Raw genomic sequence first — 23556 nt, 5'->3', positions numbered from 1 at the left:
GCGGATTGGCGACTTTAGCCCGGGCTGGCATGTCCTTGCCCCGAAAGGGTGCGTTTCGCGGCGGCCGGTGGCTGGCCGCCCAGCCGCTCGCCGAGAAAGTCGATGAAGCTGCGCAGCTTGGGCGCCATGTACTGGCGGCTGGTGTACACCGCAAACAGCGTGACCGGATGCGGGGCGTGGTCGGGCAAGAGCCGCACCAGCCGGCCCTCTTCCAGGTCGTCGTCGATCAGCCATTCGGGCAAGAACGCAATGCCCATGTCCGCGCGCACCGCGTGCAAGGTGAGCGTGGTGTCGTCCGAACGCATCGCGGGCGTGAGCCGCAGCGGAAACATCCGCCCGCCCGGTCCCTTGAGCGAGAGGTTGTCGAGGTTCACGTAGCTCGGCACGATGGCGCCGAGCCGTCCCACGTCGGCCGGCAGCGTGGGGCTGCCCATGCGGCGCAGGTAGGCGGGCGTGCCCGCCAGATGAAAGGGCACGCGGCACAGCGGCCGCGCGATGAGCGCCGGGGAGGGCTCCTGCGTGGCGCGCAGCGCGAGGTCGTAGCCGTCGGCTGCGAGGTCGACCTTGCGGTTCTCCAGGTGAATGTCGATCAGCACTTCGGGAAAGCGCTCGCGGTAGTCGGCCAGCACGCGCGCGAAGCGCGGCGTGGCACACCACACCGGCGCGCTCACCTTGAGCTGGCCGCGCGGCGCCTCGCTCTTCTGGCCGATGGCCGCCTCGGCGGCATCGAGCAGGTCGAGCGCGCGCCGGCTCTGCCCGTACCAGGCGGTGCCCGCTTCGGTCAGGCTCAAGTGGCGGCTCGAGCGGTGCAGCAGCCGCGCGCCGAGCGATTTTTCGAGCTGCGCCACGTGCTTGCTGGCCATTGGCGGCGACATCGACAGGCGCTCCGCCGCGGCCACGAAGCTGCCCGATTCGACGACCTCTCGAAACACGCGCAGGCTGGTCAGGCGGTCCATGGAAGATTTCCTGTGGAGAAATGAATCGATGCATCCTAGCCTGTCGATTTCTTTCCAGGAAATGTCTACAGTCGATGCAACGCTTTCAAGGAGCATCGACTTGACCCACGACGACAACACCTCGCGCCTGCCCACGTATTTCATCTCCCATGGCGGCGGTCCCTGGCCCTGGATGCAAAAGGAGATGGGCGGGGTCTACGACCGGCTGGCCGTGGCGCTGGCCGACATGCCGCGCCAGATCGGCCGCACGCCCAAGGCCATCCTCATGGTGTCGGCCCATTGGGAGGCGCCGGTCTTCACGGTGCAGGGCAACCCGCGCCCGCCCATGATCTACGACTACGGCGGCTTTCCCGCCCACACGTATGAAGTGCGCTACGACGCGCCCGGCTCGCCCGAACTGGCGCAGCGCGTGCAGTCGCTTCTTGCCGCCGCCGGGCTGCCCGCGGCCATCGATCCCGAACGCGGCTTCGACCACGGCATGTTCTCGCCCATGAAGGCGATGTACCCCGACGCCAGCGTGCCGGTGGTGCAGCTGTCGCTCAAGCGCGGTCTCGATCCGGCGGAGCACCTGGCGCTCGGCCGCGCGCTCGCGCCGCTGCGGGACGAGAACGTGCTCATCGTGGGCAGCGGCCTCAGCTATCACAACCTGCGCAACTTCGGGCCGCAGGCGCATGGCGTGTCGAAGGCCTTCGGCGACTGGCTCGACGACACCGCCGTGCAAGCGGCACCGCAGGCGCGCGCGCAGCGGCTGCAGGAGTGGGCCTCGGCCCCTTCGGCGCGCATGGCGCATCCGCGCGAGGAACACCTCATTCCGCTGATGGTGGCCGTCGGCGCGGCCGAGCAGGAGCCCGGCGAACGCGTCTATCACGAAGACGATTTCATGGGCGGGCTGGTGGTGTCGAGCTACCGCTTCGGCGCTGCCGCCAGCTGAAAAGGCGGCGGGTTGGCAGAATCGGGCGATGCCTTCCATTCCCGATTCAGATTCAACGTCGAGTTCAGATACCGAAGCCCGCCTGCTCATCGAACGCATTGCCGCGAGCGGCACGCGCCATGACGTGGTGCACGGCGGCGTTCGCGTTTGCTGGCGCCGCTTCGGTGCTGAAAAAAGCGCCCAGCCGCCGCTGGTGCTGCTGCACGGCGGCCATGGCAGCTGGATGCACTGGCTGCGCAACGTCGAGGCGCTGTCGGCCGAACATTCGCTGTGGCTGCCCGACATGCCGGGCTTCAACGATTCCGATGCGCCGCCGCGCGCAGCGCCCGGCGACGATCCGCTCGGGCCGCTGCTCGACGCGCTGGGCGGATCGCTCGATCAGCTGATCGGCGTGGGCACGCCCATCGATCTTGGCGGCTTCTCCTTCGGCGGACTCACCGCCGCGCGCTTTGCGGTGCGGCGCGGCGCCATCCGGCGCCTGGCGCTCGTGGGCAGCGGAGGCCACGGCACAATGCGGCGCATGTCGGTGGAGATGAGCAACTGGCGTGCCGCGCCGAGCCGCGAAGAAGAACGCGCCGCGCTGCTGCACAACCTGGCCGCGCTCATGCTGCACGACAAGGCCGCCATCGACCTGCTGGCCTTCGAGATTCACGACATCTCCTGCCACGGCACGCGCTTTCGCAGCAAGGACGTCTCGCAGGCGGGCGGGCTGCAGGCCGCGCTCGATACGCTCGGCGGACCGCAATTGCTGCTGTGGGGCGAGTACGACGTCACCGCCGATCCGAGGCCGCTGGTGGCACAGCTCACGGCCGGCCATCCGCAGCGCGAAGGCGTGGTGATCGACGGGGCAGGGCATTGGGCGCAGTACGAGCGCGCCGAAGAATTCAATCGGCGGCTGCTGCGCTTCCTGGCCTGAGCCTCGAACCTCGAGCCTCGAGCCTCGAGCCTCGCTATTGCTTCGCCAGCCCCAGCTTTCGGATCATGTCGCCCCACTGGTCGTAGGTTGCACGCGTGAGCTCGGCCAGTTGCGCGGGGCTCGACGACTCCGCCTCATAGGCGCCCTGGCGGAAGAAGTCGCGCGTGGCGGGCATCGCCAGCACCTCTGCGAGCGCGCCGTTGAGCCTGGCGACGACCGGCGCAGGCATGCGCGCGGGCCCGTAGAAGCCCAGCCAGCTCGGCATGTCGACGCCGCTCACGCCTTGTTCGGTCATCGTGGGCACGTCGGGCAGCATCGCGCTGCGTTTCGGCGCCGCCACCGCCAGCATGCGGACCTTGCCGGTGGCGGTGTTCTGGATGGCGTTGGGCGCCGCATCGAAGTAGTACTGCACGCGGCCCGCGAGAAAATCCTTCGCGGCATCGGCGCCGCCCTTGTACGGCACATGCACCACGTCCAGCCCCGCCTGTTGTGCAAAGGCCTCGCCGTAGATGTGCGACGAGGTGCCGGTGCCGAAGGAGGCATAGCTCATCTTTCCGGGGTTGGCCTTGATGTGGGCCACCAGCTCCCGCACGTTGCGCGCCGGCACGCTGGCGTGCACCGTCAGTACCAGCGGCCCGCGCGCGCCGAGCGAGATGGGCGTGAGGTCCTTGAACGGGTCGTATCGCACCTGCGCCAGCGTCTGCGGGTTCTGCGCCACCACGGAAGAGGGCGCGTACATGAAGGTGTAGCCGTCGGGCGCGGCGCGAATCACTTCTTCCGTGGCAAGGATGAAGCTCGCGCCCGGCCGGTTCTCGACGATCACCGGCGTCTGCAGCACCTCGCCGAGCTTGTTGGCGACGAAGCGCGCCTGCGCATCCGAGGCGCCGCCCGCCGCGAGGCCGAGCACGATGCGGATGCTGCGTCCCTTCTCGGGGAGCGGCGCGGGCCCGGCGGCGAGCGCGGCCAGCGGCCATGCGGCCGCGCCAAATGCGAACCCGAGCCCGAGCCACGCGGCAGCACGCCGACGGGCGATGGAGGAAGGCAAACGGTTCATTGCCTGGCCAGGCCGACCTGCTGCACCATGGCGCCCCAGCGCTCGTAGCTCGAACGCGTGATGCCGGCAAACTCCTCGGGCGTGCTGGCCCCGGCTTCATAGCCGCCGCTGCGGTAGAAGTCGCGCACCTGCGGCATCGCCAGCACCTGCGCCAGCGCGGCGTTGAGCTTGGCAACCACTGGCGCGGGCATGTGCGCCGGCCCGTAGAAGCCGAGCCAGCTCGGCAGGTCGAGCCCCGTCACGCCTTGTTCCGCGAAGGTCGGCACGTCGGGCAGCGCGGCAATGCGCGCGTTCGCTGCGATGGCCAGGATCTTCACCTTGCCGGTCCCGGAGGTGATGACGGCCGACGAGGCCGAATCGAACATGTACTGCACGCGGCCGCCGATCAGATCTTTTGCCGCGTCCGAGCCGCCCTTGTACGGAATGTGCACCGCGTCGATGCCGGCCTTTTTCACGAAGGCCTCGCCGTAGATGTGCGATGAAGTGCCCGCGCCGAACGACGCATAGCTCACCTTGCCGGGGTTGGCCTTCACGTAGGCGACGAGCTCCTTCACGTTGCTGGCGGGCACGGTGGTGCTCACAGACAGCACCAGCGGCCCGCGCCCGCCCATCGAAATGGCGGTGAAGTCCTTGAAGGGGTCGTAGGGCACCTGGGAGAAGGTGTGCGGGTTCTGCGCCATGGTCGACGAGGGCGCGTAGAGCAGGGTGTAGCCGTCGGGCAGCGCGCGCGCCACCTCGCTTGCCGCGAGCATGGTGCTGGCACCGGGCTTGTTGTCGACGATCACGCCGGTGCCCAGCACCTCGCCGAGCTTCTGCGCCACGATGCGCGCCTGCGCGTCGGTGCCGCCGCCGGCCGTGAAGCCCACCACGATGCGGATCGGCTTGCCGCCGCGCACGGGAAAGTCTTGCGCCAGGGCCGGGGGCGCCAAGCCCAGAAGGGCCGCCGCGCCGAGCGCCGCGCCAAACGCACGGCGGGTGCCGCAGGGTTTCTTCATCGATGTCTCCGTTGGAAATGTTCTTCTTATATTGATTTAGAAAATCATAAAAATCCACACACTCTAGGGAATACCCCGAAGAAGTGCCTCTTTGCGACTTTTGTGTTTGACAAAATGAACATTGAAATCAAAATACGAAGAAACAAGCCATCCAAGACACTCATCCATGAAAACTGTCGTCCGCACCGACGAGCGCATCCTGTCCTCCGACATCTTCGACCGCGACAGCCGCGTCAAGCGCCCTGACCACGGCACCTGGGCCGAGCCCGGCAAGAGCATTCCGGTCTACCACCGCTGCGGCGTGCTGGTGGTCGGCGGCGGTCCTTCGGGCACGGCGGCCGCAGCCGCTGCGGCCCGCGCGGGCGCCGACGTGGCGCTGCTCGAGCGCTACAACCACCTGGGTGGGCTTTCCACCGGCGGCCTCGTGATCTGGATCGACCGCATGACCGACTGGGAAGGCAAGCTCGTGATCCGCGGCTTTGCCCAAGAGTTGTTCGATCGCCTGCCCGCCGACGCCATCGCCGGCCCGGCGCGCGAAGACTGGGGTTCGCAGGACGCGGCCAAGGCCGCGCACTGGTCGCAGCGCACGGCCGCGTACCACGGCGTGGTCACCTGGTCGCCCACCATCGACCCCGAGCGGCTCAAGCTCTTGTCGCAGGAGATCGTGCTGGAGCGCAAGGTCAAGCTCATCTATCACTCGTGGGCGGCCATTCCCATCGTGCAGGACGGCGCGGTGAAAGGCGTGGTGTTCGAGAGCAAGGAGGGCCGCATGGCCATCATGGCCGACGTGGTGGTCGACGCCACCGGCGACGGCGACCTGTTCGCGCGCGCCGGTGCGGCCTACGTGAACGACATCGAGGAGGCCGACGTGCACCACTGCATGAACACTTCGTGGCTGTTCGGCGGCGTGGACATGAACCGCTGGATCGAATTCAAGGCCGGCCAGCCCGAGGCCTTCACCGCCTTCATGGCGGGCGGCCGCGAGCAATGCGGCCTGTTCGAGCGGCCCTTCGTCTCGTGGCGCAACGACGTGGCGCTGTTCATGGGGCCGCGCCAGTCGGGCTATTCGGCGCTCGACGTGGACGACCTCACCGCCGTGGAAGTGCGCTCGCACCGCGCGATGGCCGCGCACCTCGACTACTTCCGGGCTCATGCGCCCGGCTTCGAGGACGCCTACCTGATGCTGAGCGCACCGCAGATCGGCGTGCGCCATGCGCGGCGGCTCACCGGCGTGGGCGCGGTGCTGCGCAGCCAGTGGCCCGACGGCGTGGCGCTGGCCGACGAGGTGGGCGTGACGCCGGCGGTGTCGCCGAAATTTCCGAACATCTCCATTCCCTACGGCGCGCTGGTGCCGCAGCAGCTCGACGGGCTCCTGGCCTGCGGGCGCCACATCTCGTGCGACCGCAATTCGCACGGCTTCATGCGCGAGATTCCACAATGCTGGATCACCGGCCAGGCCGCGGGCGTGGCGGCGGCGCTGGCGTCGCAAGGCGGCATCGCGCCGCGCTTCGTCGATGTGGGCGCGCTGCAGTCGGCGTTGCTGGCTCAGGGCGTGTACCTGCGCGCCGGCGCCGGGCAGGGCACGCATGCGCCGGCCACGGCCGAAGCCAGTGCCTGAACGGCTTGCCATGAACCCGGCCAGCCTCCTTTCGAGAGCCTCTACATTGGAGCGTCTTCCAAAGGGTTCCTCCATGTCCACTGACAAAAACGACACCTTGTTTCCCGCCTCCGAAGCCGCCGACACGCGCGGCGACCGCTCCGACACCGTGAGCGCGCTGGAGCGCGGCATCTCGGTGTTGCGCTGCTTCAGCGAAGAGCGTCCCGTGCTGGGCCATGCCGACATCGCACGCATGACCGGCATTCCGCGCCCCACGGTCAACCGGCTCGTCGCCACGCTACTCTCGTTGGGCATGCTCAAGGCCGCGCAGCTTGCCGACCGCTTCATGCTCGGGCCCGGCGTGGTGTCGCTCTCGCGCGTGTTCCTCGGCAGCCTCGACGTGCGGGCCGCCGCGCGGCCCAGCATGCAGGCGATGGCGGAGGAGGTGGGTGCCTCGGTCTACCTGGCGATACGCGACGGCATGGAGATGGTGCTGATCGAAGCCTGCCGGCCGCGCTCGTCGATGCTCTCGGCGCGGCTCGACGTGGGCTCGCGTGCGCCGCTGGCCAATTCGGCCCTGGGCCGCGCGTACCTTTCGGCACTGCCGGAGGCGCAGCGCAACCAGCTGATCGACTCGATGCGCCTCTTGCGCGGCCCCGAGTGGGACAGCATCGCGCCCGGCATGACGCGCGCCATCGGCGAAGCCAGGCGGCTGGGCTACTGCCTCTCGCTCGGCGAATTCCACCGTGAAATCAACTCGGTGTCCGTGCCCCTCATCGGGCCCGACGGCGAAGTGATGGCGCTGAACGGCGGCGGCGCCGCCTTCGTGTTCACCGAGGAGCGCCTGCGCAACGAACTCGCACCGCGCCTGCACGACATCGCGCTCACCATCGCGCGCGACATCGGCGGCCACGTGCCGACCCCCTTGCCGGGCTAGCCCGGCCGACCCCACCGACAGCACAAGAACGGAGACACAGGTCATGCACCTGAGCGATGAAGAAAAAGCCATGATGGACGGCCAGGGCGGACCGGCCGTGCAGAAGGCGATGGACCTCCTGATGCGGTACGGCGAAGCGCTGGGCGCCGAGCGGCTGGTGGAGACGCGCAACGTCTGCGCCACCATCACCTCGACCACGCCTTTCCAGCGCGACTTCGCGCTCGCCAAGGGCGGCGGCATGGACGCGGTGTTCTCCGAGTTCAGTCTCGACAGCCAGGAGACCGTCGAGATTCCGAAGTTCAAGGTCTTCACGAGCCACCTGCAGCTGGGCTTCGACCCCGGCCAGCCCGAGCGCATGGGCGTGAGCGAGGAGATCGTGCAGTTCTACAACAAGAGCGAGCGCCATGCGGCCGGCCTCGGCGCGCAGATCATGAACACCTGCACGCCCTACCAGGTGGGCAACATCCCGACGCGCGGCGAGCACTGCGCGTGGATGGAATCGTCGGCGGTCGTTTATTGCAACTCGGTGCTGGGCGCGCGCACCAACACCGAGGGCCGCGAGAGCACGGGCGCGGCGATGCTCACGGGCCGCATTCCGTACTGGGGCTATCACCTCGACGAGAACCGCCATGCCACGCACGTGGTCGAGCTCGACGTCGAAGTGGAATCGGTGCAGGACTGGGGCCTGCTCGGCTACTACATCGGCGAGCATGTGCAGGAGCGCGTGCCGGTGGTGCACAGCCGACGCGGCATCGCCCGCGTGCCGAATTTGCCGAGGCTCAAGCACTTCGGCGCGGCGGCCTCGTCGTCGGGCGGCGTGGAGATGTACCACATCGCCGGCATCACGCCCGAGGCGCTGACGCTGGAGCAGGCGCTCGGCGGAAGGACGCCGGTCGAGGTGCTGCGCTTTGGCGAGGCCGAGCGCCGCGCCACCTACGAGAAGATCAACGCCACCGGAAAAGACGCCGAGGTGCAGTACGTGATGCTGGGCTGCCCGCACTACACCATCGAGCAGATCTGGGAGGCCGCGCAGCTCATCGAAGGCCGCAAGGTACACCCGGATTGCGAGCTGTGGATCTTCACGCCGCGCGCCATCAAGTCGCTGGCCGACCGCAACGGCTACACGAAGATCATCGAGGACGCGGGCGGCATCCTCATGACCGACAGCTGCTCCGCCATGAGCCGCGCCGTGCCCAAGGGCACCAGGACCGTGGCGCTCGACTCGGCCAAGCAGGCGCACTACCTGCCCGCGATTCTCGGTGTGCAGGCGTGGTTCGGCAGCACGGCGGAATGCGTCGATGCGGCGTGCACCGGGCGATGGAATGGAGGCATGCAATGAGCTTCACGCTTGCGTTGTCTTTCTCCCTCCCCCTCTGGGGGAGGGCAGGGGTGGGGGCATGCGGCGCATCCATCGCGCGCTCTGCCCGCCCCCATCCCGACCTCGGTGCAGGCAGCCAGAGGCTGCCGCTCTTCGGGCTGTCCAGTTCCGCGCAGGCGGAACTGGAGCCGCAGCCCTCAGCCCCAGCGGGGGAAGGAGAAAAACCATGAGCGCGATCGCACACACATCCACTCTGGTCATCCGCGGCCGCAAGGTGGTCGGCGGTATTGCCGAAGGCGAAGCACTCGTCACGCGCGACCGCATCTCGGGCTGGGGCGGCATCGATCCGCGTACCGGCACCGTCATCGAGACGCGGCACGAGCTGCGTGGCCAAAGCTTCGCGGGCAAGGTGCTGGTGTTTCCGGGGGCCAAGGGCTCGTCGGGATGGTCGGCCATGTTCCACATGACGCGGCTCATGAACTCGGCGCCGGCGGCATTTCTGTTCAACGAGATGACGACCAAGATGGCGCTCGGCGCCGTGGTCACGCACTCGCCATCGATGACCGATTTCGAACGCGACCCGCTCGAATGCATAGAGACCGGCGACTGGGTGCGCGTGGACGCCGACCGCGGCCTGATCGAAATCACCAAGAAGAAATCCGGAGACCGTCCATGACCCGCCCCCTGCGCAGCAACTTTCCGCGCGGCTCCTATCTCTGGTCGGTGCGCAACGCGCACTGGCGCGCGCTCGGCATTCCCGAGGAAGACTGCGAGAAGCCGAAGATCGCCATCGTCAACAGCTCCTCGGAACTCGCGGCCTGCTTCAGCCACCTGGACCGCGTGGCGGTGGAGGTGAAGGCCGCGATCCGCGCCGCCGGCGGCGTGCCCTTCGAGATTCGCACCGCAGCGCCCAGCGACTTCATCACCGGCGCGGGTGCGCGCGGCGCCTACATGCTGGGTGCGCGCGACCTGGTGACCAACGACATCGAGGTGGCCGTGGAAGGCGCGCAGCTCGACGGCATGGTTTGCCTCACTTCGTGCGACAAGACCGTGCCGGGCCAGCTCATGGCGGCGGCGCGGCTCAACATTCCGACTCTGCTCGTGCCCTGCGGCTACCAGCCCAGCGGCGAGTACCGCGGCCGGCACATGGACATCGAAGAGGTGTTCATCGGCGCGATGCATGCGGTCACCGGCAAGCTGCCGGTGGAAGAGCTCGTGGGCATGAGCCGCGAGGCGATCCGCGGGCCGGGCGTGTGTTCGGGCCTGGGTACGGCCAACTCGATGCACATCGTCTGCGAAGCGCTCGGCATGGCCCTGCCGGGCAGCGCGCCGGTGGCGGCGCTGAGTCCGAAGATGATGGCCGATGTGCGCGCCGCGGGTACGCGCATCGTGCAGATGGTGTGGGACGACCTGAAGCCGCGCGACATCCTCACGCCCGGCGCCTTTGCCAACGCGGTGCGCGCGGTGCTGTCCGTCGGCGGCTCGCTCAACACGGCCAAGCACCTGCAGGCGGTGTCGACCGAAGGCGAGTGCGGTGTCGATGTGTACGGCCTCTTCGAAAGCCTCGGCCCCACGACGCCGGTGCTGGCCGGCGTGCGGCCGATCGGCGAGCACAGCATCGAAGCCTTCGAGGCGGCAGGCGGTTGCCGCGCGCTCATGAAGCAGCTTGCACCCTTGCTCGACACCGGCGCGCTCACCGTCACGGGCGCTGCGGTGGCCGACAACCTGCGCGGCGCCGAAGTCGCCGACGCCGAGGTGATCCGCCCCATCGACCGCCCGGTGGCGCCGCATCCCGCCATCGTGCTGCTGCGCGGCAACCTCGCGCCCGAATCGGGCCTGATCAAGACCGGCATCGCCCCGCGCAAGGTGCGCAGCTTCACGGGACCGGCGGTGTGCTTCTGGACCTCGGACGCGGCCATCGCGGCGCTGAAGAAGGGCGAGATCGTGCCGGGCCAGGTGGTCGTGATGCGCGGCGCCGGAGCCTGCGGCGGCCCGGCCATGGGCGGCGGCGCCTCGCGCGTGGTGTTTGCCATCGACGGCGCGGGTCTGGGCGACCAGGTCGCGATCCTGACCGACGGACACCTCTCGGGCCTGGTCTGCAAGGGGCTGGTGGTGGCCGAGGTGTCGCCCGAAGCCGCGCTCGGCGGGCCGCTCGGGCTGGTGCGCGACGGCGACGTGATCACCATCGACCTCGACCAGCGCCGCCTCGACGTTGCGCTGACCGATGCCGAACTCCATGCGCGCCGCGCCGACTGGCAGGCACCGCCGCCGGCCTTCGACACCGGTTGGCTGCAGCAGTACCGGCGCAACGTGAGCCCGCTGTCGAAGGGCGCCGTGCTCGTGCGCACCGAACGACCCGAGCCTTCGAGCTAAGACCTTTTTCACGCCGGTTTTCGCCAACCGGTGCGGACCCTCGTCCGCACCCGGTGGCGCAGCCCTGCGCGCGTTCCCGAGTTTTTAACCAAGAGAAGAAGCAGGAGACAAGAAACCATGAAGAAAATTTTGATGGGGCCGGCGCTGGCGCTGGGGCTTGCAAGCAGCGGCGCGGCGCATGCGCAGTCCAGCGTCACCGTGTTCGGGGTGACGGACCTCGGCATCCAGTACACCAACGGCGATGGCGGCGGCTCGGTAAAAGCGCTGTCCAACGGCGGGCTCTCGACCAGCCGGCTCGGATTCCGCGGCACCGAAGACCTGGGCGGCGGCCTGCGCGCGGGCTTCTGGCTCGAGGGCAGCCTGAACCCCGACACCGGTACCGGCCGGCCGAGCAACAGCAACAACCAGGCGAGCGGCGCGGGCACGGCGGGGCCGATCACCTTCGACCGCATGTCCTTCGTGAGCCTGTCGCACCAGAGGTTCGGCGAGCTGCGCCTGGGCCGCGACTTCATCCCGACGCACTACAACAGCATCTACTTCGATCCCTTCAACGCCAACGGCGTGGCGCGCGCGGGCAACCTCACGTTCGCGGGCGCGGGCACCGGGCCATTGCCCACGGCCATCACCGGCAGCAACACCGTGAGCTACTGGCTGCCGGCCGGGCTCGGCGGCTTCTACGGCATGGCGATGATCGGCACCGGGGAGAACGACTCCACCGCGCCGAACCGCGACGACGGCAACTTTGCCGGCGCGCGCTTCGGCTTTGCCTCGGGCGCATTCGACATCGCGGCGGCCGTCACGCGCACGCACTTCAACGCCACCGCCGCCATCGGCAACTACACGCACGCCAACATCGGCGGCTCGTGGGATGCGGGCTTTGCGAAGTTCTTCGCGCTCTACAACAAGGTCACGGTGAAGCTCGCCGCCGGCACGGTGCGCAAGAACACCGCCGAGATCGGCGCGCACATTCCGGCCTTCGAGGTCGGCCGCATCCGGTTGAGCTACGCCTATCTGGACGACCGCAGCGACGAGAGCCTGCGCAACGCCAACGGCATGCCGCGCAACCGCGACGATGCGCGCCAGTTCGGCATCGGCTATGTGCACAACCTCTCGAAGCGCACCGCGCTCTACGGCACCTATGCGCGGCTCATGAACGGCGGCCAGGCGCGCTACGTCGTCAGCGGCGGCGTGGCACCGGCAGGCGGACGTCGCTCGTCGGGCTGGGAGCTTGGTGTGCGGCATCTCTTTTGAGAAGGAGCAACGACATGCGACGCAGAAACCTCATCACCCTGGCGGCCCTCGCGGCCGGCGGCACGCTGGCAGCGCTGCCCGGCGCGGCGGCCTGGAGTGCCGCAACCTATCCGGAAAAGCCGCTGCGCCTGATCGTGGGCTTTGCGGCCGGCGGCGGCGCCGACGCGCTCACGCGCATCATCGCGGAGGGGCTGTCGAAGCAGCTCGGCCAGCAGGTGATCGTGGAGAACCGACCCGGCGCCGATGGCGTGCTGGCGGCACAGGCCACGTCGTCCGCAAAGCCGGACGGCTACACGCTGCTGATGGGCACCAACACCGCGATGGTGGCCGCGCCCACGCTGCGGCCGACACCGCCCTACGACCCATTCAAGGCCTTCACGCCGATCAGCTCGGCCGGCCAGTTCTCGATGTTCCTGGTAGTGCCGGCCAGCCTGCCGGTGAAGAGCGTGAGCGAGTTGCTGGCCATGGTGGCGGCCAAGCCCGGCACCTACAACTCGGCATCGAGCAACAGCGCCTCGGAGCTGGCCATGCTGCAGCTGCTGGGCGAGCGCAAGGTGGTCAACGCGCGCTACAAGGGCGACATGCAGGCCATGACCGACCTGCTGGGCGGGCAGATCCACATGATGTTCACCACCGGCACGCTGGCGCCGGGCTTCGTGAAGGAAGGGCGCATCCGCGCGCTGGTCACGCTGCTGCCGCAGCGCAGCGCCTTGCTGCCCGACGTGCCCACGGGCAGCGAGTTGGGGTTGGGCAAGCTCACCATCACGCCGTGGGCCGGCTTCTTCGGGCCGCCGGGGCTGCCGCAGGCCATCACCGACAAGCTCTCGCAGGAGCTGCAGAACACGCTGAAGCGGCCCGACGTGCATGCGCAGCTGGTGCAGCAGGGCTTCGAGGGCTACGGCATGAGCCCCGCGAAGTTCGCCGAGTTCTTCCGCGCGCAGTACGAAGCCTTCGGCGCCACCGTGCGGCAACACAACGTGAAGTTCGAATAGGCCGCAGTGGCGGCTCAGAGCCCGATCGAGCGCGCATGGCTGCGCCAGAACGCCGCATCCGGAAACGAGCCCGCGCCGGCCGCGGCGTTGTCGGCCATGTGTTCGGCGCGGCTGGTACCGGGGATGGTGCAGGTCACGGCCGGGTGGCTCAGCACGAACTTCAGCAGCACCTGCGCCCAACTCGCGCAGCCGATCTCGCCGGCCCATGCGGGCAGCGGCTGGTCCCGCAGCCGGCGCAGGAGGCCGCCACCGCCGAAGGGCATGTTGACGATCACCGCCACGCCGCGCTCGGCCGCGAGCGGCAGCAAGCGCTGCTCGGCCTCGCGCGCGTCCAGTGAATAGTTGATCTGCACGAAGTCCAGCTTCTCGGCGCGCAGCACGGCCTCGACCTCGTCGTAGGCCGACGCGGTGTAGTGCGTGATGCCGATGTAGCGCACCCGGCCTTTGTCCTTCCAGCCGCGCAGCGTGGCGAGATGGGTTTTCCAGTCCATCAGGTTGTGCACTTGCATCAGGTCCATGCGCTCGGTGCGCAGCCGCGCGAAAGACTGCTCCATCTGCGCGATGCCGGCTTCGCGGCCCGAGGTCCAAACCTTGGTCGCAAGAAAAGCCTTGTTCTCGCGCTGCTTCGATGCGGCCAGCAGCTCGCCGGTGGTTTCTTCGGAGCGGCCGTACATCGGCGAGCTGTCGATCACCTTGCCACCGGCGGCAAAGAGAGCGTCGAGCACGCCGGGCAGGCGCTTGTATTCGTCGGTGCCGGGGCGCTGGTCGAAGCCGATCCAGGTGCCGCAGCCGACGACGGGCAGGGCTTCCTGGGTGGAGGGAATGGGGCGAGTGTTCATCTTCGTCTGCTGCATGGGCTGGGCGGGCTGCCGTTGCGCGAAGGATGGAAGAACGGCGCCCGCCGGCAGCACCGCGAGGAGCCGCAGGAACAGGGCGCGGGTGAGGTGCGCAGGGGGCGGGCCGGTGGGCGTCATCGAACGGCCGCGCCGCCGGGGTGGCGGCACGGAACGTTCACCATATCACCGCGCCGCCGGATTCGCCGTTTCAGGGCGTACGGAGCAACTCAGTTGCCGCCGCCGGTGCTGGCGGCGGGCCGGTTCATGTAGGCGAGCGTGCTGCCCACCAGCGCGCGAACGCCCACCCGCAACGTGGACTCGTCGATCACGAATTCGGGCGAGTGGTTGGGCGCGCCGCTCTTGTCGCCGAACGGCGAGGCGTTGAGTTGCCAGAACACCACGGGAATGTTCTTGCCGAACGAGCCGAAGTCTTCGGAGCCCATGCTGGGCTGCGACTCGCGCGCCTTGCCCGCCCCGGCCGCGGTTTCGAGCGCCTGCGCCACCGACTGCGTGGCCGCGGGATCGCTCACCAGCACCTCGTAGCCGGTGTCGATGGTCACCTCGGCGGTCAGGCCGTGGCTCTCGGCGATCTTCTGCGCCTTCAGGCGGATGCTGTCGTGCGCGACCTTCTGGTTCTTCTGCGACAGCGAGCGCACGGTGCCGGCGATCTCCGCGGTGTCGGGCAGGATGTTGACGCGGTTGCCGCTTTGCAGCAGCCCCACCGTCACGACCGTGGGGCCGTCGAGCGGGTCGATCTGGTGGCTCACGATGTTCTGCAGCGCCAGCACGATCTCGGCAGCCGCAAGGATGGGCTCCTTGGCGGTCCACGGCGACGAGCCGTGGCCGCCCTTGCCCTTGAGCGTGATCTTGAAGGCGTCGCCGCTGGCCATGATGCCGCCGCGGCGGTAGCTGATGGTGCCCGAGGGGGCGCGCGCGTTGATGTGCTGGCCCATCACGACGTCGACCTTCGGGTTGTCGAGCACGCCGGCCTTGACCATGGCGGGTGCGCCGCTCGGCACGGGGCCCGGGCCTTGTTCCTCGGCGGGCTGGAACAGGAACACGACGGTGCCGGGCAATTCCGCACGCATCTTCGAGAACGCCTGCGCGGCCCCCAGCAGCATGGCGACATGGGTGTCGTGGCCGCAGGCGTGCGACACCGGCACCTCGCTGTTGAGCCAAGGCGCCTTGGCGGTCGACCTGAAGGGCAGCTCGTTGCGCTCGGCGACCGGCAGTGCGTCCATGTCGGCGCGCAGGGCGACCACCGGCCCCGGCTTGCCGCCGCGCAGCACGGCCTTGATGCCGGTCTTGGCGATGCCGGGCTGCACCTCGATGCCGGGCATCTTCGCGAGTGCGGCTGCGATGTAGGCCGCGGTCTGCACCTCCTGGTAGGAGAGCTCGGGGTGCTGGTGGATGTGCCGGCGCCATTCGATCACCTGCGCCTCGGAGGCATCCGCCAGGGCGAGCGCGCGCGTGGCCAGGGCATTGCCGTTGTCCGCTGCGGTCTGGGCGAAGGCGCCGGTGTTCAGCAAGCTGCCGGACAGCACCAGCAGGGCAAGTGGGGAGCGGATGTTCATGATGGCTCGTGCAAGGAAAAGTGAAAGGACCGCGGCGCACCTTAACGAAAGCCGGGGTGAAGGAAAAGATCCGAAAAACTCCAGAGCGATCAAAATATCTGATCACTCGCTCGCCACGCTTTTTTCATGAACCTGCGGCATCTGAAGATCTTCGAAGCGGTCGTCGAGGCCGGCAGCATCCGCGCCGCGGCGCGCGATTCCACGCTGACGCAGCCCGCCATGACCTACGCCATCCGCGAGCTGGAGCAGAGCGTGGGCGCGCAGCTGCTCGTGCGCAGCGCCAAGGGCGTGGTGCCGACCGAGATCGGGCATGCGCTCCTGCGGCGGGCGCGTCTCCTGTCCAACGAGGTGCGCCGTGCCGAGGAAGAGATCGCCCAGCTGCGCGACCGCGCGGGCGGCCTGCTGCGCGTGGCCTTCAGCTCGTTCGCGCTCGAGCAGCTGCTGCCGACGGCGCTGCTGGATTTCCGGCGGCAGTGGCCGGGCGTGGCGCTCGAACTGCAGGAACTCAGCGGCGCCGACGTGAAGGGGCTGTGGGACCGCGGCGATTTCGATTTCGCGATCCTCGGCGAGCTGGAGCCCGCGGCCGATGACGGTCTCGACCGGGAAGTGCTGCTCAGCTTTCCGCTGGCGGCCATCGCGCGTGCGGGCCATCCGCTGGCACGGTTGCGATCGATGGCCAGGCTTCAGGGGGCGATGTGGGTCGTGCCGCCGTACGGCGCCGAGCTGCTGAAACGAAACTTTGCTGCCCTGGAGATGCCGCCGCCGCGCGACATCGTGATCTGCCATTCGTGGCAACTGGGCGCGACGCTGGTGCGCAAGGCCGATGCGCTGACGCTCGCCTCGGCGTCCCTGTTCACGCGGTCGGCGACGCGCTGGGGGCTGGTCGCGTTGCGGCTGGCGGACAAGCTGCCCAATGCGCATGTCTCGCTGCTCATGCGCGACCGCGCCTCGCTCACGCCCGCGGCCCGCGCGTTCTCGCAGGCACTGCGGGCGGTGGCGCACACGGTGCAGCCGCCCGGGCGCTGAGCGGCCTCAGCGCAGGTAGCGCCCGTCGGCCTTGAGCATCGACAGTTCGGAGAAGGTCAGGCCGCGATGTTCGCCGGGCCGGTACGACACGGCAATGCCGCCGATGTCGAGCGTCCGGAACGACTCGAGACCCTTGTGCAGCGAGTCCGGCGTGGGGTTCGGTCCGGCGCGCTTCAGTCCCTCGACCATGACCTTGGCCGCCACGTAGCCTTCCAGGCTGGCATAGCTGAACTCGGTCGCGCCGATTTTCTTCATGGCTGCCTGGTACTCGGCAATCACCGGCATCGCGCTGTTCCAGGGGTAGGGCACGACCTGCGAAATGACCACGCCGGCCGCGTCTTTCTTGATGTCCTGGAACAGCTTCTGCCCGTTCAGGAGCGAGAACGAGTAGAAGGCCGTCTCGCCGCCCGCGGCGCGGTAGGCCGAGATGAACTTGGCCGCCACGTCGTTGGTGGCCGACAGCACCACCGCCTTGGGCTTGAGCTTGGCCAGTTCCACGGCGCGTTCGGCGGCGTCGGAGCCATCGTTCTTGATGGCCACGCTGCCGACCAGTTTCTCGCCGCGCTCGGCCACGAACTTCTGCGTGCTTTCCAGCGCCGAACGCGCGCCGGGGTTGTCGTTGTGCGCAAAGCCGATGCGAGAGAGGCCGATGGTGAACAGGTGGTTCACGATGCGGTTGTATTCCTCGTCGTAGCTGATGCGCAGCGGAAAGCCGTACTCGGAGGGCTTCACCACCGGCGCCGCGCCGGTGTACGGGCCAACCACGGGAATCTTGAGCTCGTTGGCCGCCTTCAGCGCGCCGACCGACGACGACGTGCCGATGGGCATGAGGATGCCGATGGCGCCCTCCTTGACGAAGGTCTTGACGTTCTCGGCGCCCTTGGCGGGGTCAAAGGCGTCGTCGAGTTGGCGCAGTTCGACCGGCCGGCCGTTGACGCCGCCGGTGGCGTTCAGTGTGGTGAAGAAGGCACGGATGCCGATCAGGGGTTCGGTCGACAGGGACGCCAGCGGCCCGGTCTGAACGTAGGTCTGGCCGATCAGGAGCTTGGTTTGCGCCTGCGCGGCAGGCGAGAGTCCGAGGACGAAGGCGGCGAGGGCCGAAGCCAGTAGATGAATCTTTGTGTATTTCATGGTCACAAATTGTTAACAGACCATATTAAGAGGCGAGGCTCTTTGGGTAAATCCATCTTTACCCTCTCTTTCCCTGGTGCGGCCCATGAAAATACTGTATAAAAATACAGTTAACAATCACATCATGGGCCTCCCTTTCCTCGACTCCTTTTCCGCTGCCGCCGGCCGTGGCGTCTGGCACGCCGACGAACTCGGCCTGGCCGACGCGCAGGTCGTCGCCACCGGCCATGCCGCGCTGGACGCGGAGTTGCCGGGCGGCGGCTGGCCGGTCGGCGCCATGACGGAGCTGCTGCAAAGCACGCCCGAGGCGCATGTCTGGCGGCTGCTGCTGCCCGCGCTGGCGCAGGCGGTCCAGGCGCGCGGCGGGCCGGTGGTGCTGATCGGCGCACCTTACGAGCCTTGCGGGCCGTCGCTGGCGGCGCAGGGCCTGCCGGTAGAGGCGTTGATGTGGGTCAGGAGCGATGCCCCGGCCTCGCGGCTGTGGGCCTGCGAGCAGGCGCTGCGCTGCGCGGACGTGGCGGCCGTGCTGGCCTGGCTGCCGCAGGCCCGGGTCGGCGAACTGCGGCGGCTGCAGCTGGCGGCGGCGCAGCACGAGGTGCTGCTTTTCGTGTGCCGGCCCGAATCGGCCGCGCAGGGCGCCTCGCCGGCGCGGCTGCGGCTTCAGGTGGAAAGCTGCGCGGCCGACAGCTCGCAGATCGAGCTGCGCATCCTCAAGCGCCGCGGCCCGCCGCTGGCCGCGCCGGTGATGCTGCCCGCGCGCAACGAGCGCATGGCCGCCTTGCTGGCCGCCGCACGGCTGCGCCGCAAGCTGCGCCTGCAGCAGCAGGGCACGGTGGTGCCGGTGGGCGAAGCGTCGTCGTCGGCCACGGTGGTGCGCATCGACGCGTGGAAGGAGAAGGGGAACGGGAATGCACTGGATCGCATTACGGTGGCTGCCTGAATCCGACGCGCCTGAAGCGCCAGCCCTGCCCACGCCCGAAGCGCTGGGCTGGTGGGCGCTGCAATACACGCCGCACGTCGCCTGGCAGGACGAAGCGCTGATGCTCGAGGTTTCGGCCTGCGAGCGCCTGTGGGGCGGGCGGCTTCAGCTGATGCGCCAGCTGGTCGCCTCCAACCCCGCGCCCGACGTGCGCATGCTGGGCGCGCAGGGTGCCACGAGCCTGGTCGCGCTGGCCCGGCTGCGCCTGTTCGAGCGCAACGAAGACCGGCCCAAGGACATTCCGGCCGGCCTGCCGTTGGACACGCTGAGCGCCGCGCGCGAGCACCTCGATCTGCTCGCGCGGCTCGGCTGCCGCACCTGGGGCGAGGTGGCGGCCCTGCCGCGCGGCGGCCTCACGCGGCGCTTTGGCGCGGCGTTGCGCGAGGCGCTCGACACCGCCTGGGGCCTGCGCCCAGAAAGCCACAGCTGGCTCACGCTGCCCGACGTGTTCGAGCAGAAGCTGGAACTGCCCGCGCTGGCCGAGACCGCGCCCGAGCTGATGTGGTCGGCCAACCGCCTGCTCTCGGCGCTGCAGATCTGGCTGCGCGCGCGGCAGCGCGGCGCCCGCGCGCTCGAGCTGCAATGGACGCTCAACCTCAAGCGCTTCAACGGCGTCAACCTGCCGCCGCACCAGCAGGTCACCGTGCGCACGGCCGAGCCCACGCAGGACATGGCGCACCTGCGCCGCCTGCTGTCCGAAAAGCTCGCCCTCGCCACGCTCGCCGCGCCCGCCAGCTGGCTCCGGCTGCGCACGCTCGAAACCGATCCGTGGGCCGGCGCCAGCACCAGCTTCCTGCCCGAGGACAACCGCAAGGGCGACAAGCTGCACGAGATGGTCGAGCGGCTCAGCGTGCGGCTCGGACCGCAGCAGGTGGTGGTGCCCGCGGCCGAGGCCGACCACCGGCCCGAGCGCAAGCAGGCCTGGCGGCCCGCGCTGCAGAAGGACAAGGCGCCGCCGGACAAGGCCCGCAAGGAAGCCAAGGCCCGGGCCTCGCAGCCCGATGCCATCTACCCGTCATGGCTGTTGCCCGAACCCCTGCTGCTCGAGATGGACGGCGAGCGCCCCTGCTATCGCGGACCGCTAGGCAAGCTGGTCGGGCCGCAGCGCATCGAGGCCGGCTGGTGGGGCGGCAAGGAAGACGGCGGCCAGCCCGCGATGCGCGACTACTACATTGCCGAAAGCCCCGAAGCCGGCCTGGTGTGGATCTTTCGCGAGCGGCCCTCCGCGCGGTTTTCCCAGGGCGAAGTGCGCTGGTACCTGCAGGGGCTCTATGCCTGACCTGAGCGAAAAGCAACTGCGCGGGCGCAACTCGGCCGAGGTGCATGCGCTGCCGCAGCGGGCGCTATCCAAACCGGGGCTGCCAAGCCTGCCGGACTATGCCGAGCTGCACTGCCTCACCAACTTCAGCTTCCAGCGCGGCGCCTCGACGCCCGAGGAAATGGTCGAGCGTGCCTACCAGCTCGGCTACACGGCCCTGGCCATCACCGACGAATGCTCGGTGGCGGGCATCGTGCGCGCGCACGTCTGCCTGCGCGACCTGCCGGCCAAGCTCGACGAATACGAGCGCAAGCACCCCGACGAGCCGCCGATTCCGCGTAACCCCGGCTTCAGGCTGCTGTTCGGCAGCGAGTTCCGCTTCGAGCGCTTCAGGCTCGTGGTCATCGCGAACGGCACCGAAGGCTGGGGCAACCTTTGCGAGTTCATCACCGCCGCGCGCAACACCGAGCTGCCCAAGGGCGAATACCGCGTGAGCTGGGAAGGCAGCGACGTGGCTTCGCTGCAGGACTGCCAGGTTCTTTTCGTGCCGCATCGCATGCCGGGCAGCGCCATGGATGCCGCCACGCTGCATGAAGACCTGCTGGCCGCCAAGGCGTTCTACGGAGAAAACCTGTGGCTGGCGGTCGAGATGCTCAACGAGCTCGACGACGACCTGTGGTTTGCCGCACTCTTGCAGGCGAGCGAGCAGACCGGCGTGCCGCTGGTGGCGGCCGGCGACGTGCACATGCATGCCCGATCGAGCAAGCCGCTGCACGACGTGCTCACGGCCGTGCGCGAAGGCAAGACCGTGGCCGAGTGCGGTTTTGCGCTGCAGTCGAATGCCGAGCGCCATCTGCGGCAGCGGGTGCGGCTGGCCGAGCTCTATCTTCCCGACATGCTGTCGAACACGCTGGTGGTGGCCGAGCGCTGCCGGTTCGATCCGGAAGTCATCCGCGAGAACTACCAGTACCCGCTCGAAACCGTGGGCAGCCACGAGACGCCGGCCCAGACGCTGGTGCGCAAGACATGGGAAGGCGCGCAGGAGCGCTACCCCAACGGTGTGCCCGCCAAGGTGCGCGAGCAGGTGCAGAAAGAACTCGACCTGATCCTCGAGCTCAAGTACGAGATGTTCTTTCTCACGGTGGAAGACATCGTGCGCTTCGCGCGTTCGCAGCACATCCTCTGCCAGGGCCGCGGCTCCTCGGCCAATTCGGCGGTCTGCTTCTGCCTGGGCATCACCGCCATCGACCCTGAAAAAGGCCACCTGCTGTTCGAGCGCTTCCTGAGCCGCCACCGCCACGAGCCGCCCGACATCGACGTCGACTTCGAGCACCAGCGGCGCGAGGAGGTCATCCAGTACATCTACGAAAAATACGGCCGCGAGCGCGCGGCCATCGCGGCCGTCGTCATCTGCTACCGCGCACGCAGCGCATTGCGCGACGTGGGCAAGGCAATGGGCATCGACGAACGCCTGATCGACGAATTCGCCAAGGACCATTACTGGTTCGACGACACCGTGCTGGGCGAGCAGTTGTTCAAGGCGGCCGCGCGCGTGGGCGTGGAGGAAGACGAGCTCAGGCTGGTGCAATGGATCGAGATGACGCAGCGGCTCAAGGGCTTTCCGCGCCACCTGAGCCAGCACGTGGGCGGCTTCGTGCTCACGCACACCAGGCTCACGCGGCTGGTGCCGGTCGAGAAGGCGTCCATGAAAGACCGCTCCGTCATCCAGTGGGAGAAAGACGATCTCGAAGCCATGGGCATGCTCAAGGTCGATGTGCTCGCGCTCGGCATGCTCAGCGCCATCCGCCGCGGGCTCGACCACATGAACCGCTGGCGCGGCTCGGTGGTGCAGATGCACCACATTCCCAACGACGACCAGAAGGTGTTCGACATGATCTGCGACGCCGACACCGTCGGCGTGTTCCAGATCGAGAGCCGCGCCCAGATGTCGATGCTGCCGCGCCTGAAGCCGCGCACCTATGAAGACCTGGTGATCGAGGTCGCCATCGTGAGGCCCGGTCCCATTCAGGGCGGCATGGTGCACCCCTATCTCAAGCAGCGCGAGCGCGTGGACAAGGGCTTGCCGATCCACTACGAGAAAGAAGAACTGCGGCCCGCACTGGCGCGCACGCTGGGCGTGCCGATCTTCCAGGAGCAGGTGATGCAGATCGCGATGATCGCGGCCGATTTCACTGCCGACGAGGCCGACCAGCTGCGCCGCGCCATGGCCGCATGGAAGCGCAAGGGCGGCCTCGACAAGTTCCACGGCAAGCTCGTGCAAGGCATGGTCGGCAAGGGCTACAAGGAGTCGTTCGCCGAAGCCATCTTCAAGCAGATCCTCGGCTTCGGCGACTACGGCTTTCCCGAAAGCCACGCCGCGAGCTTTGCGCTGCTGGTCACCGTGAGCAGCTGGCTCAAGAACTACGAGCCCGCCTGCTTTTTGGCGGCGCTGCTCGACTCGCAGCCCATGGGTTTCTACAGCCCCTCGCAGCTTGTGCAGGACGCGCGCCGCCATGGTGTCGAGGTGCGGCCGGTCGACGTCACGTGCAGCGAGATGGACACCACGCTCGAAGCCCGCAGCCCTGATGCGCCGCGCGTGCCGCCCGGCACCGATGCGCGCTATGTCGAACAGCGCCTGGGCAACGAGAACCAGCCCGCGGTGCGGCTCGGCCTGCGCCGGATTTCGAGTCTCGGCGAAGCCGGTGCCAAGCGCCTGCTCGAAGCGCGCGCACAAGCGCCGTTCACCAGCACCGAAGACCTCGCCCTGCGCGCCGAGCTCGACGGCAAGGACATGGCGGCGCTGGCCGCCGCCGATGCGCTGATGTCGCTTTCGGGCCATCGGCGCCAGCAGGTGTGGGACGCCACCGCGCAGCGCCGCGCGCCCGCCTTGCTGCGCGGCGTGCCCATCAACGAAGAGGCCCTGGAACTGCCGGCCGCGCCCGAAGGCGAGGAGATCGTCGGCGACTACGCCGCGCTCGGCCTCACGCTGCGCCGCCATCCGCTCGCGCTGCTGCGTTCGCGCCTCGCGCGCATGAAGCTCATGAGCGCCGAAGAGCTGCGCGCGCAGCCCAGCGGCCAGACGGTGCGCGCCTGCGGCATCGTCAAGGGGCGGCAGCGCCCCGGCACCGCCAACGGCACCATCTTCGTCACGCTCGAGGACGAGACCGGCAACGTCAACGTCATTGTCTGGAGCCATGTCATCGAGGCCTGGCGCGAGCCGCTCTTGAAGTCGCACCTGCTGGCGGTGCAGGGCACCTGGCAGCGCGACGACGACAGCGGCGGCAAGGTGCAGCACCTGATCGCCACCGGCTTCAAGGACCTGACGCCGCTCATGGGCCGCCTGGCGCAGAGCAACACCAGCCGCGATTTCCACTGAGAGACACGGGAATGAATGCAACCGATCGTTCCATGTCTCGCGCGCACCACGACTTT

General features: G+C 68.6%; 19 protein-coding genes. 13 read left to right on the top strand and 6 right to left on the bottom strand.

From position 1 onward, the window contains the following. Positions 1-14: 14 nt before the first annotated feature. Positions 15-956, bottom strand: a complete 942-nt coding sequence (locus ACJ7Z0_RS06155) for a LysR family transcriptional regulator (protein WP_434789120.1) — start codon at positions 954-956, stop codon at positions 15-17. A gap of 100 nt (positions 957-1056) precedes the next feature. Here ACJ7Z0_RS06155 and ACJ7Z0_RS06150 point away from each other — a divergent pair, with 100 nt between their 5' ends. Together ACJ7Z0_RS06150 and ACJ7Z0_RS06145 are read left to right on the top strand one after the other, a co-directional pair. Beyond that, complete coding sequence (locus ACJ7Z0_RS06150) at positions 1057-1887, top strand: DODA-type extradiol aromatic ring-opening family dioxygenase (RefSeq protein WP_434789119.1); 831 nt, start codon at positions 1057-1059, stop codon at positions 1885-1887. A 28-nt stretch (positions 1888-1915) separates the two neighbouring features. Beyond that, on the top strand, positions 1916-2803 hold the full coding sequence (locus ACJ7Z0_RS06145) for an alpha/beta fold hydrolase (protein WP_434789118.1): 888 nt from the start codon (positions 1916-1918) through the stop codon (positions 2801-2803). A 34-nt stretch (positions 2804-2837) separates the two neighbouring features. Here the strand turns inward: ACJ7Z0_RS06145 and ACJ7Z0_RS06140 are convergent, their stop codons facing one another. Both ACJ7Z0_RS06140 and ACJ7Z0_RS06135 read right to left on the bottom strand, forming a co-directional pair. Beyond that, positions 2838-3857, bottom strand: a complete 1020-nt coding sequence (locus ACJ7Z0_RS06140; RefSeq protein WP_434789117.1) for a Bug family tripartite tricarboxylate transporter substrate binding protein — start codon at positions 3855-3857, stop codon at positions 2838-2840. After that, positions 3854-4852, bottom strand: a complete 999-nt coding sequence (locus ACJ7Z0_RS06135; protein WP_434789116.1) for a Bug family tripartite tricarboxylate transporter substrate binding protein — start codon at positions 4850-4852, stop codon at positions 3854-3856. Before ACJ7Z0_RS06135 ends, ACJ7Z0_RS06140 begins: the two co-directional genes overlap by 4 nt. Before the next feature lie 166 nt (positions 4853-5018). Between ACJ7Z0_RS06135 and ACJ7Z0_RS06130 the strand changes: the two genes are divergently transcribed. From ACJ7Z0_RS06130 to ACJ7Z0_RS06100, 7 genes are all read left to right on the top strand, one after another. Further along, the gene (locus tag ACJ7Z0_RS06130) at positions 5019-6470 is read left to right on the top strand and encodes an FAD-dependent oxidoreductase (protein ID WP_434789115.1); all 1452 of its coding nucleotides are present in this window, start codon (positions 5019-5021) and stop codon (positions 6468-6470) included. Between the two features lie 73 nt (positions 6471-6543). Then, positions 6544-7386 carry an IclR family transcriptional regulator gene (locus tag ACJ7Z0_RS06125; RefSeq protein WP_434789114.1) on the top strand — a complete coding sequence of 281 codons (843 nt, stop codon included), beginning with the start codon at positions 6544-6546 and terminating at the stop codon, positions 7384-7386. Between the two features lie 43 nt (positions 7387-7429). Then, positions 7430-8725: an aconitase X gene (locus tag ACJ7Z0_RS06120; RefSeq protein ID WP_434789113.1), complete on the top strand. Its 1296-nt coding sequence runs from the start codon at positions 7430-7432 to the stop codon at positions 8723-8725. 205 nt (positions 8726-8930) lie between these two features. Beyond that, a complete protein-coding gene (locus tag ACJ7Z0_RS06115) occupies positions 8931-9380 on the top strand; it encodes an aconitase X swivel domain-containing protein (RefSeq protein WP_434789112.1) in 450 nt (149 codons plus the stop codon). After that, a complete protein-coding gene (gene ilvD, locus ACJ7Z0_RS06110; RefSeq protein WP_434789111.1) occupies positions 9377-11077 on the top strand; it encodes a dihydroxy-acid dehydratase in 1701 nt (566 codons plus the stop codon). The genes ACJ7Z0_RS06115 and ilvD overlap by 4 nt, the downstream gene beginning before the upstream one ends. A gap of 117 nt (positions 11078-11194) precedes the next feature. Continuing rightward, on the top strand, positions 11195-12328 hold the full coding sequence (locus tag ACJ7Z0_RS06105) for a porin (protein WP_434789110.1): 1134 nt from the start codon (positions 11195-11197) through the stop codon (positions 12326-12328). A gap of 14 nt (positions 12329-12342) precedes the next feature. Further along, positions 12343-13320, top strand: a complete 978-nt coding sequence (locus ACJ7Z0_RS06100; protein ID WP_434789109.1) for a Bug family tripartite tricarboxylate transporter substrate binding protein — start codon at positions 12343-12345, stop codon at positions 13318-13320. Positions 13321-13334: 14 nt separating this feature from the next. On the opposite strand, the gene ACJ7Z0_RS06095 is transcribed toward ACJ7Z0_RS06100, so the two are convergent. Continuing rightward, the gene (locus ACJ7Z0_RS06095) at positions 13335-14294 is read right to left on the bottom strand and encodes an aldo/keto reductase (RefSeq protein ID WP_434789108.1); all 960 of its coding nucleotides are present in this window, start codon (positions 14292-14294) and stop codon (positions 13335-13337) included. Positions 14295-14383: 89 nt separating this feature from the next. Then, positions 14384-15730, bottom strand: coding sequence for a M20 metallopeptidase family protein (locus tag ACJ7Z0_RS06090; RefSeq protein ID WP_434789107.1), 1347 nt, complete (start codon positions 15728-15730; stop codon positions 14384-14386). Between the two features lie 126 nt (positions 15731-15856). Between ACJ7Z0_RS06090 and ACJ7Z0_RS06085 the strand changes: the two genes are divergently transcribed. Next, on the top strand, positions 15857-16756 hold the full coding sequence (locus tag ACJ7Z0_RS06085) for a LysR family transcriptional regulator (protein WP_434789106.1): 900 nt from the start codon (positions 15857-15859) through the stop codon (positions 16754-16756). A 6-nt stretch (positions 16757-16762) separates the two neighbouring features. Here ACJ7Z0_RS06085 and ACJ7Z0_RS06080 read toward each other — a convergent pair whose 3' ends face one another. Then, a complete protein-coding gene (locus tag ACJ7Z0_RS06080) occupies positions 16763-17887 on the bottom strand; it encodes an ABC transporter substrate-binding protein (protein ID WP_434789105.1) in 1125 nt (374 codons plus the stop codon). Positions 17888-18011: 124 nt separating this feature from the next. Here ACJ7Z0_RS06080 and imuA point away from each other — a divergent pair, with 124 nt between their 5' ends. The 3 genes from imuA to ACJ7Z0_RS06065 are packed head-to-tail and all read left to right on the top strand — an operon-like array spanning position 18012 to position 23500. Continuing rightward, positions 18012-18827 (top strand): translesion DNA synthesis-associated protein ImuA, encoded by an 816-nt coding sequence (imuA, locus tag ACJ7Z0_RS06075; RefSeq protein WP_434789104.1) that lies wholly within the window; start codon positions 18012-18014, stop codon positions 18825-18827. Beyond that, complete coding sequence (locus ACJ7Z0_RS06070; protein WP_434789103.1) at positions 18796-20145, top strand: Y-family DNA polymerase; 1350 nt, start codon at positions 18796-18798, stop codon at positions 20143-20145. Before imuA ends, ACJ7Z0_RS06070 begins: the two co-directional genes overlap by 32 nt. Then, complete coding sequence (locus ACJ7Z0_RS06065; RefSeq protein ID WP_434789102.1) at positions 20138-23500, top strand: error-prone DNA polymerase; 3363 nt, start codon at positions 20138-20140, stop codon at positions 23498-23500. Before ACJ7Z0_RS06070 ends, ACJ7Z0_RS06065 begins: the two co-directional genes overlap by 8 nt. The last annotated feature ends 56 nt before the right edge of the window (positions 23501-23556 follow it).

The sequence above is a fragment of the Variovorax palleresanus genome, from assembly GCF_051144945.1.
Lineage (GTDB): Bacteria > Pseudomonadota > Gammaproteobacteria > Burkholderiales > Burkholderiaceae_C > Variovorax > Variovorax paradoxus_S.
The sequence above is the reverse complement of the archived record's forward strand: the minus strand, read 5'-3'. Positions and strand labels throughout refer to the sequence as shown.

What these genes read in the sequence shown, in the direction of transcription:
- ACJ7Z0_RS06155 (WP_434789120.1), bottom strand. Translation starts at nt 956, where the DNA reads ATGGACCGCCTGACCAGCCTGCGCGTGTTTCGAGAGGTCGTCGAATCG.
- ACJ7Z0_RS06145 (WP_434789118.1), top strand. Translation starts at nt 1,916, where the DNA reads ATGCCTTCCATTCCCGATTCAGATTCAACGTCGAGTTCAGATACCGAA.
- ACJ7Z0_RS06140 (WP_434789117.1), bottom strand. Translation starts at nt 3,857, where the DNA reads ATGAACCGTTTGCCTTCCTCCATCGCCCGTCGGCGTGCTGCCGCGTGG.
- ACJ7Z0_RS06135 (WP_434789116.1), bottom strand. Translation starts at nt 4,852, where the DNA reads ATGAAGAAACCCTGCGGCACCCGCCGTGCGTTTGGCGCGGCGCTCGGC.
- ACJ7Z0_RS06130 (WP_434789115.1), top strand. Translation starts at nt 5,019, where the DNA reads ATGAAAACTGTCGTCCGCACCGACGAGCGCATCCTGTCCTCCGACATC.
- ACJ7Z0_RS06125 (WP_434789114.1), top strand. Translation starts at nt 6,544, where the DNA reads ATGTCCACTGACAAAAACGACACCTTGTTTCCCGCCTCCGAAGCCGCC.
- ACJ7Z0_RS06120 (WP_434789113.1), top strand. Translation starts at nt 7,430, where the DNA reads ATGCACCTGAGCGATGAAGAAAAAGCCATGATGGACGGCCAGGGCGGA.
- ACJ7Z0_RS06115 (WP_434789112.1), top strand. Translation starts at nt 8,931, where the DNA reads ATGAGCGCGATCGCACACACATCCACTCTGGTCATCCGCGGCCGCAAG.
- ilvD (WP_434789111.1), top strand. Translation starts at nt 9,377, where the DNA reads ATGACCCGCCCCCTGCGCAGCAACTTTCCGCGCGGCTCCTATCTCTGG.
- ACJ7Z0_RS06105 (WP_434789110.1), top strand. Translation starts at nt 11,195, where the DNA reads ATGAAGAAAATTTTGATGGGGCCGGCGCTGGCGCTGGGGCTTGCAAGC.
- ACJ7Z0_RS06100 (WP_434789109.1), top strand. Translation starts at nt 12,343, where the DNA reads ATGCGACGCAGAAACCTCATCACCCTGGCGGCCCTCGCGGCCGGCGGC.
- ACJ7Z0_RS06095 (WP_434789108.1), bottom strand. Translation starts at nt 14,294, where the DNA reads ATGACGCCCACCGGCCCGCCCCCTGCGCACCTCACCCGCGCCCTGTTC.
- ACJ7Z0_RS06090 (WP_434789107.1), bottom strand. Translation starts at nt 15,730, where the DNA reads ATGAACATCCGCTCCCCACTTGCCCTGCTGGTGCTGTCCGGCAGCTTG.
- ACJ7Z0_RS06085 (WP_434789106.1), top strand. Translation starts at nt 15,857, where the DNA reads ATGAACCTGCGGCATCTGAAGATCTTCGAAGCGGTCGTCGAGGCCGGC.
- ACJ7Z0_RS06080 (WP_434789105.1), bottom strand. Translation starts at nt 17,887, where the DNA reads ATGAAATACACAAAGATTCATCTACTGGCTTCGGCCCTCGCCGCCTTC.
- imuA (WP_434789104.1), top strand. Translation starts at nt 18,012, where the DNA reads ATGGGCCTCCCTTTCCTCGACTCCTTTTCCGCTGCCGCCGGCCGTGGC.
- ACJ7Z0_RS06070 (WP_434789103.1), top strand. Translation starts at nt 18,796, where the DNA reads ATGCACTGGATCGCATTACGGTGGCTGCCTGAATCCGACGCGCCTGAA.
- ACJ7Z0_RS06065 (WP_434789102.1), top strand. Translation starts at nt 20,138, where the DNA reads ATGCCTGACCTGAGCGAAAAGCAACTGCGCGGGCGCAACTCGGCCGAG.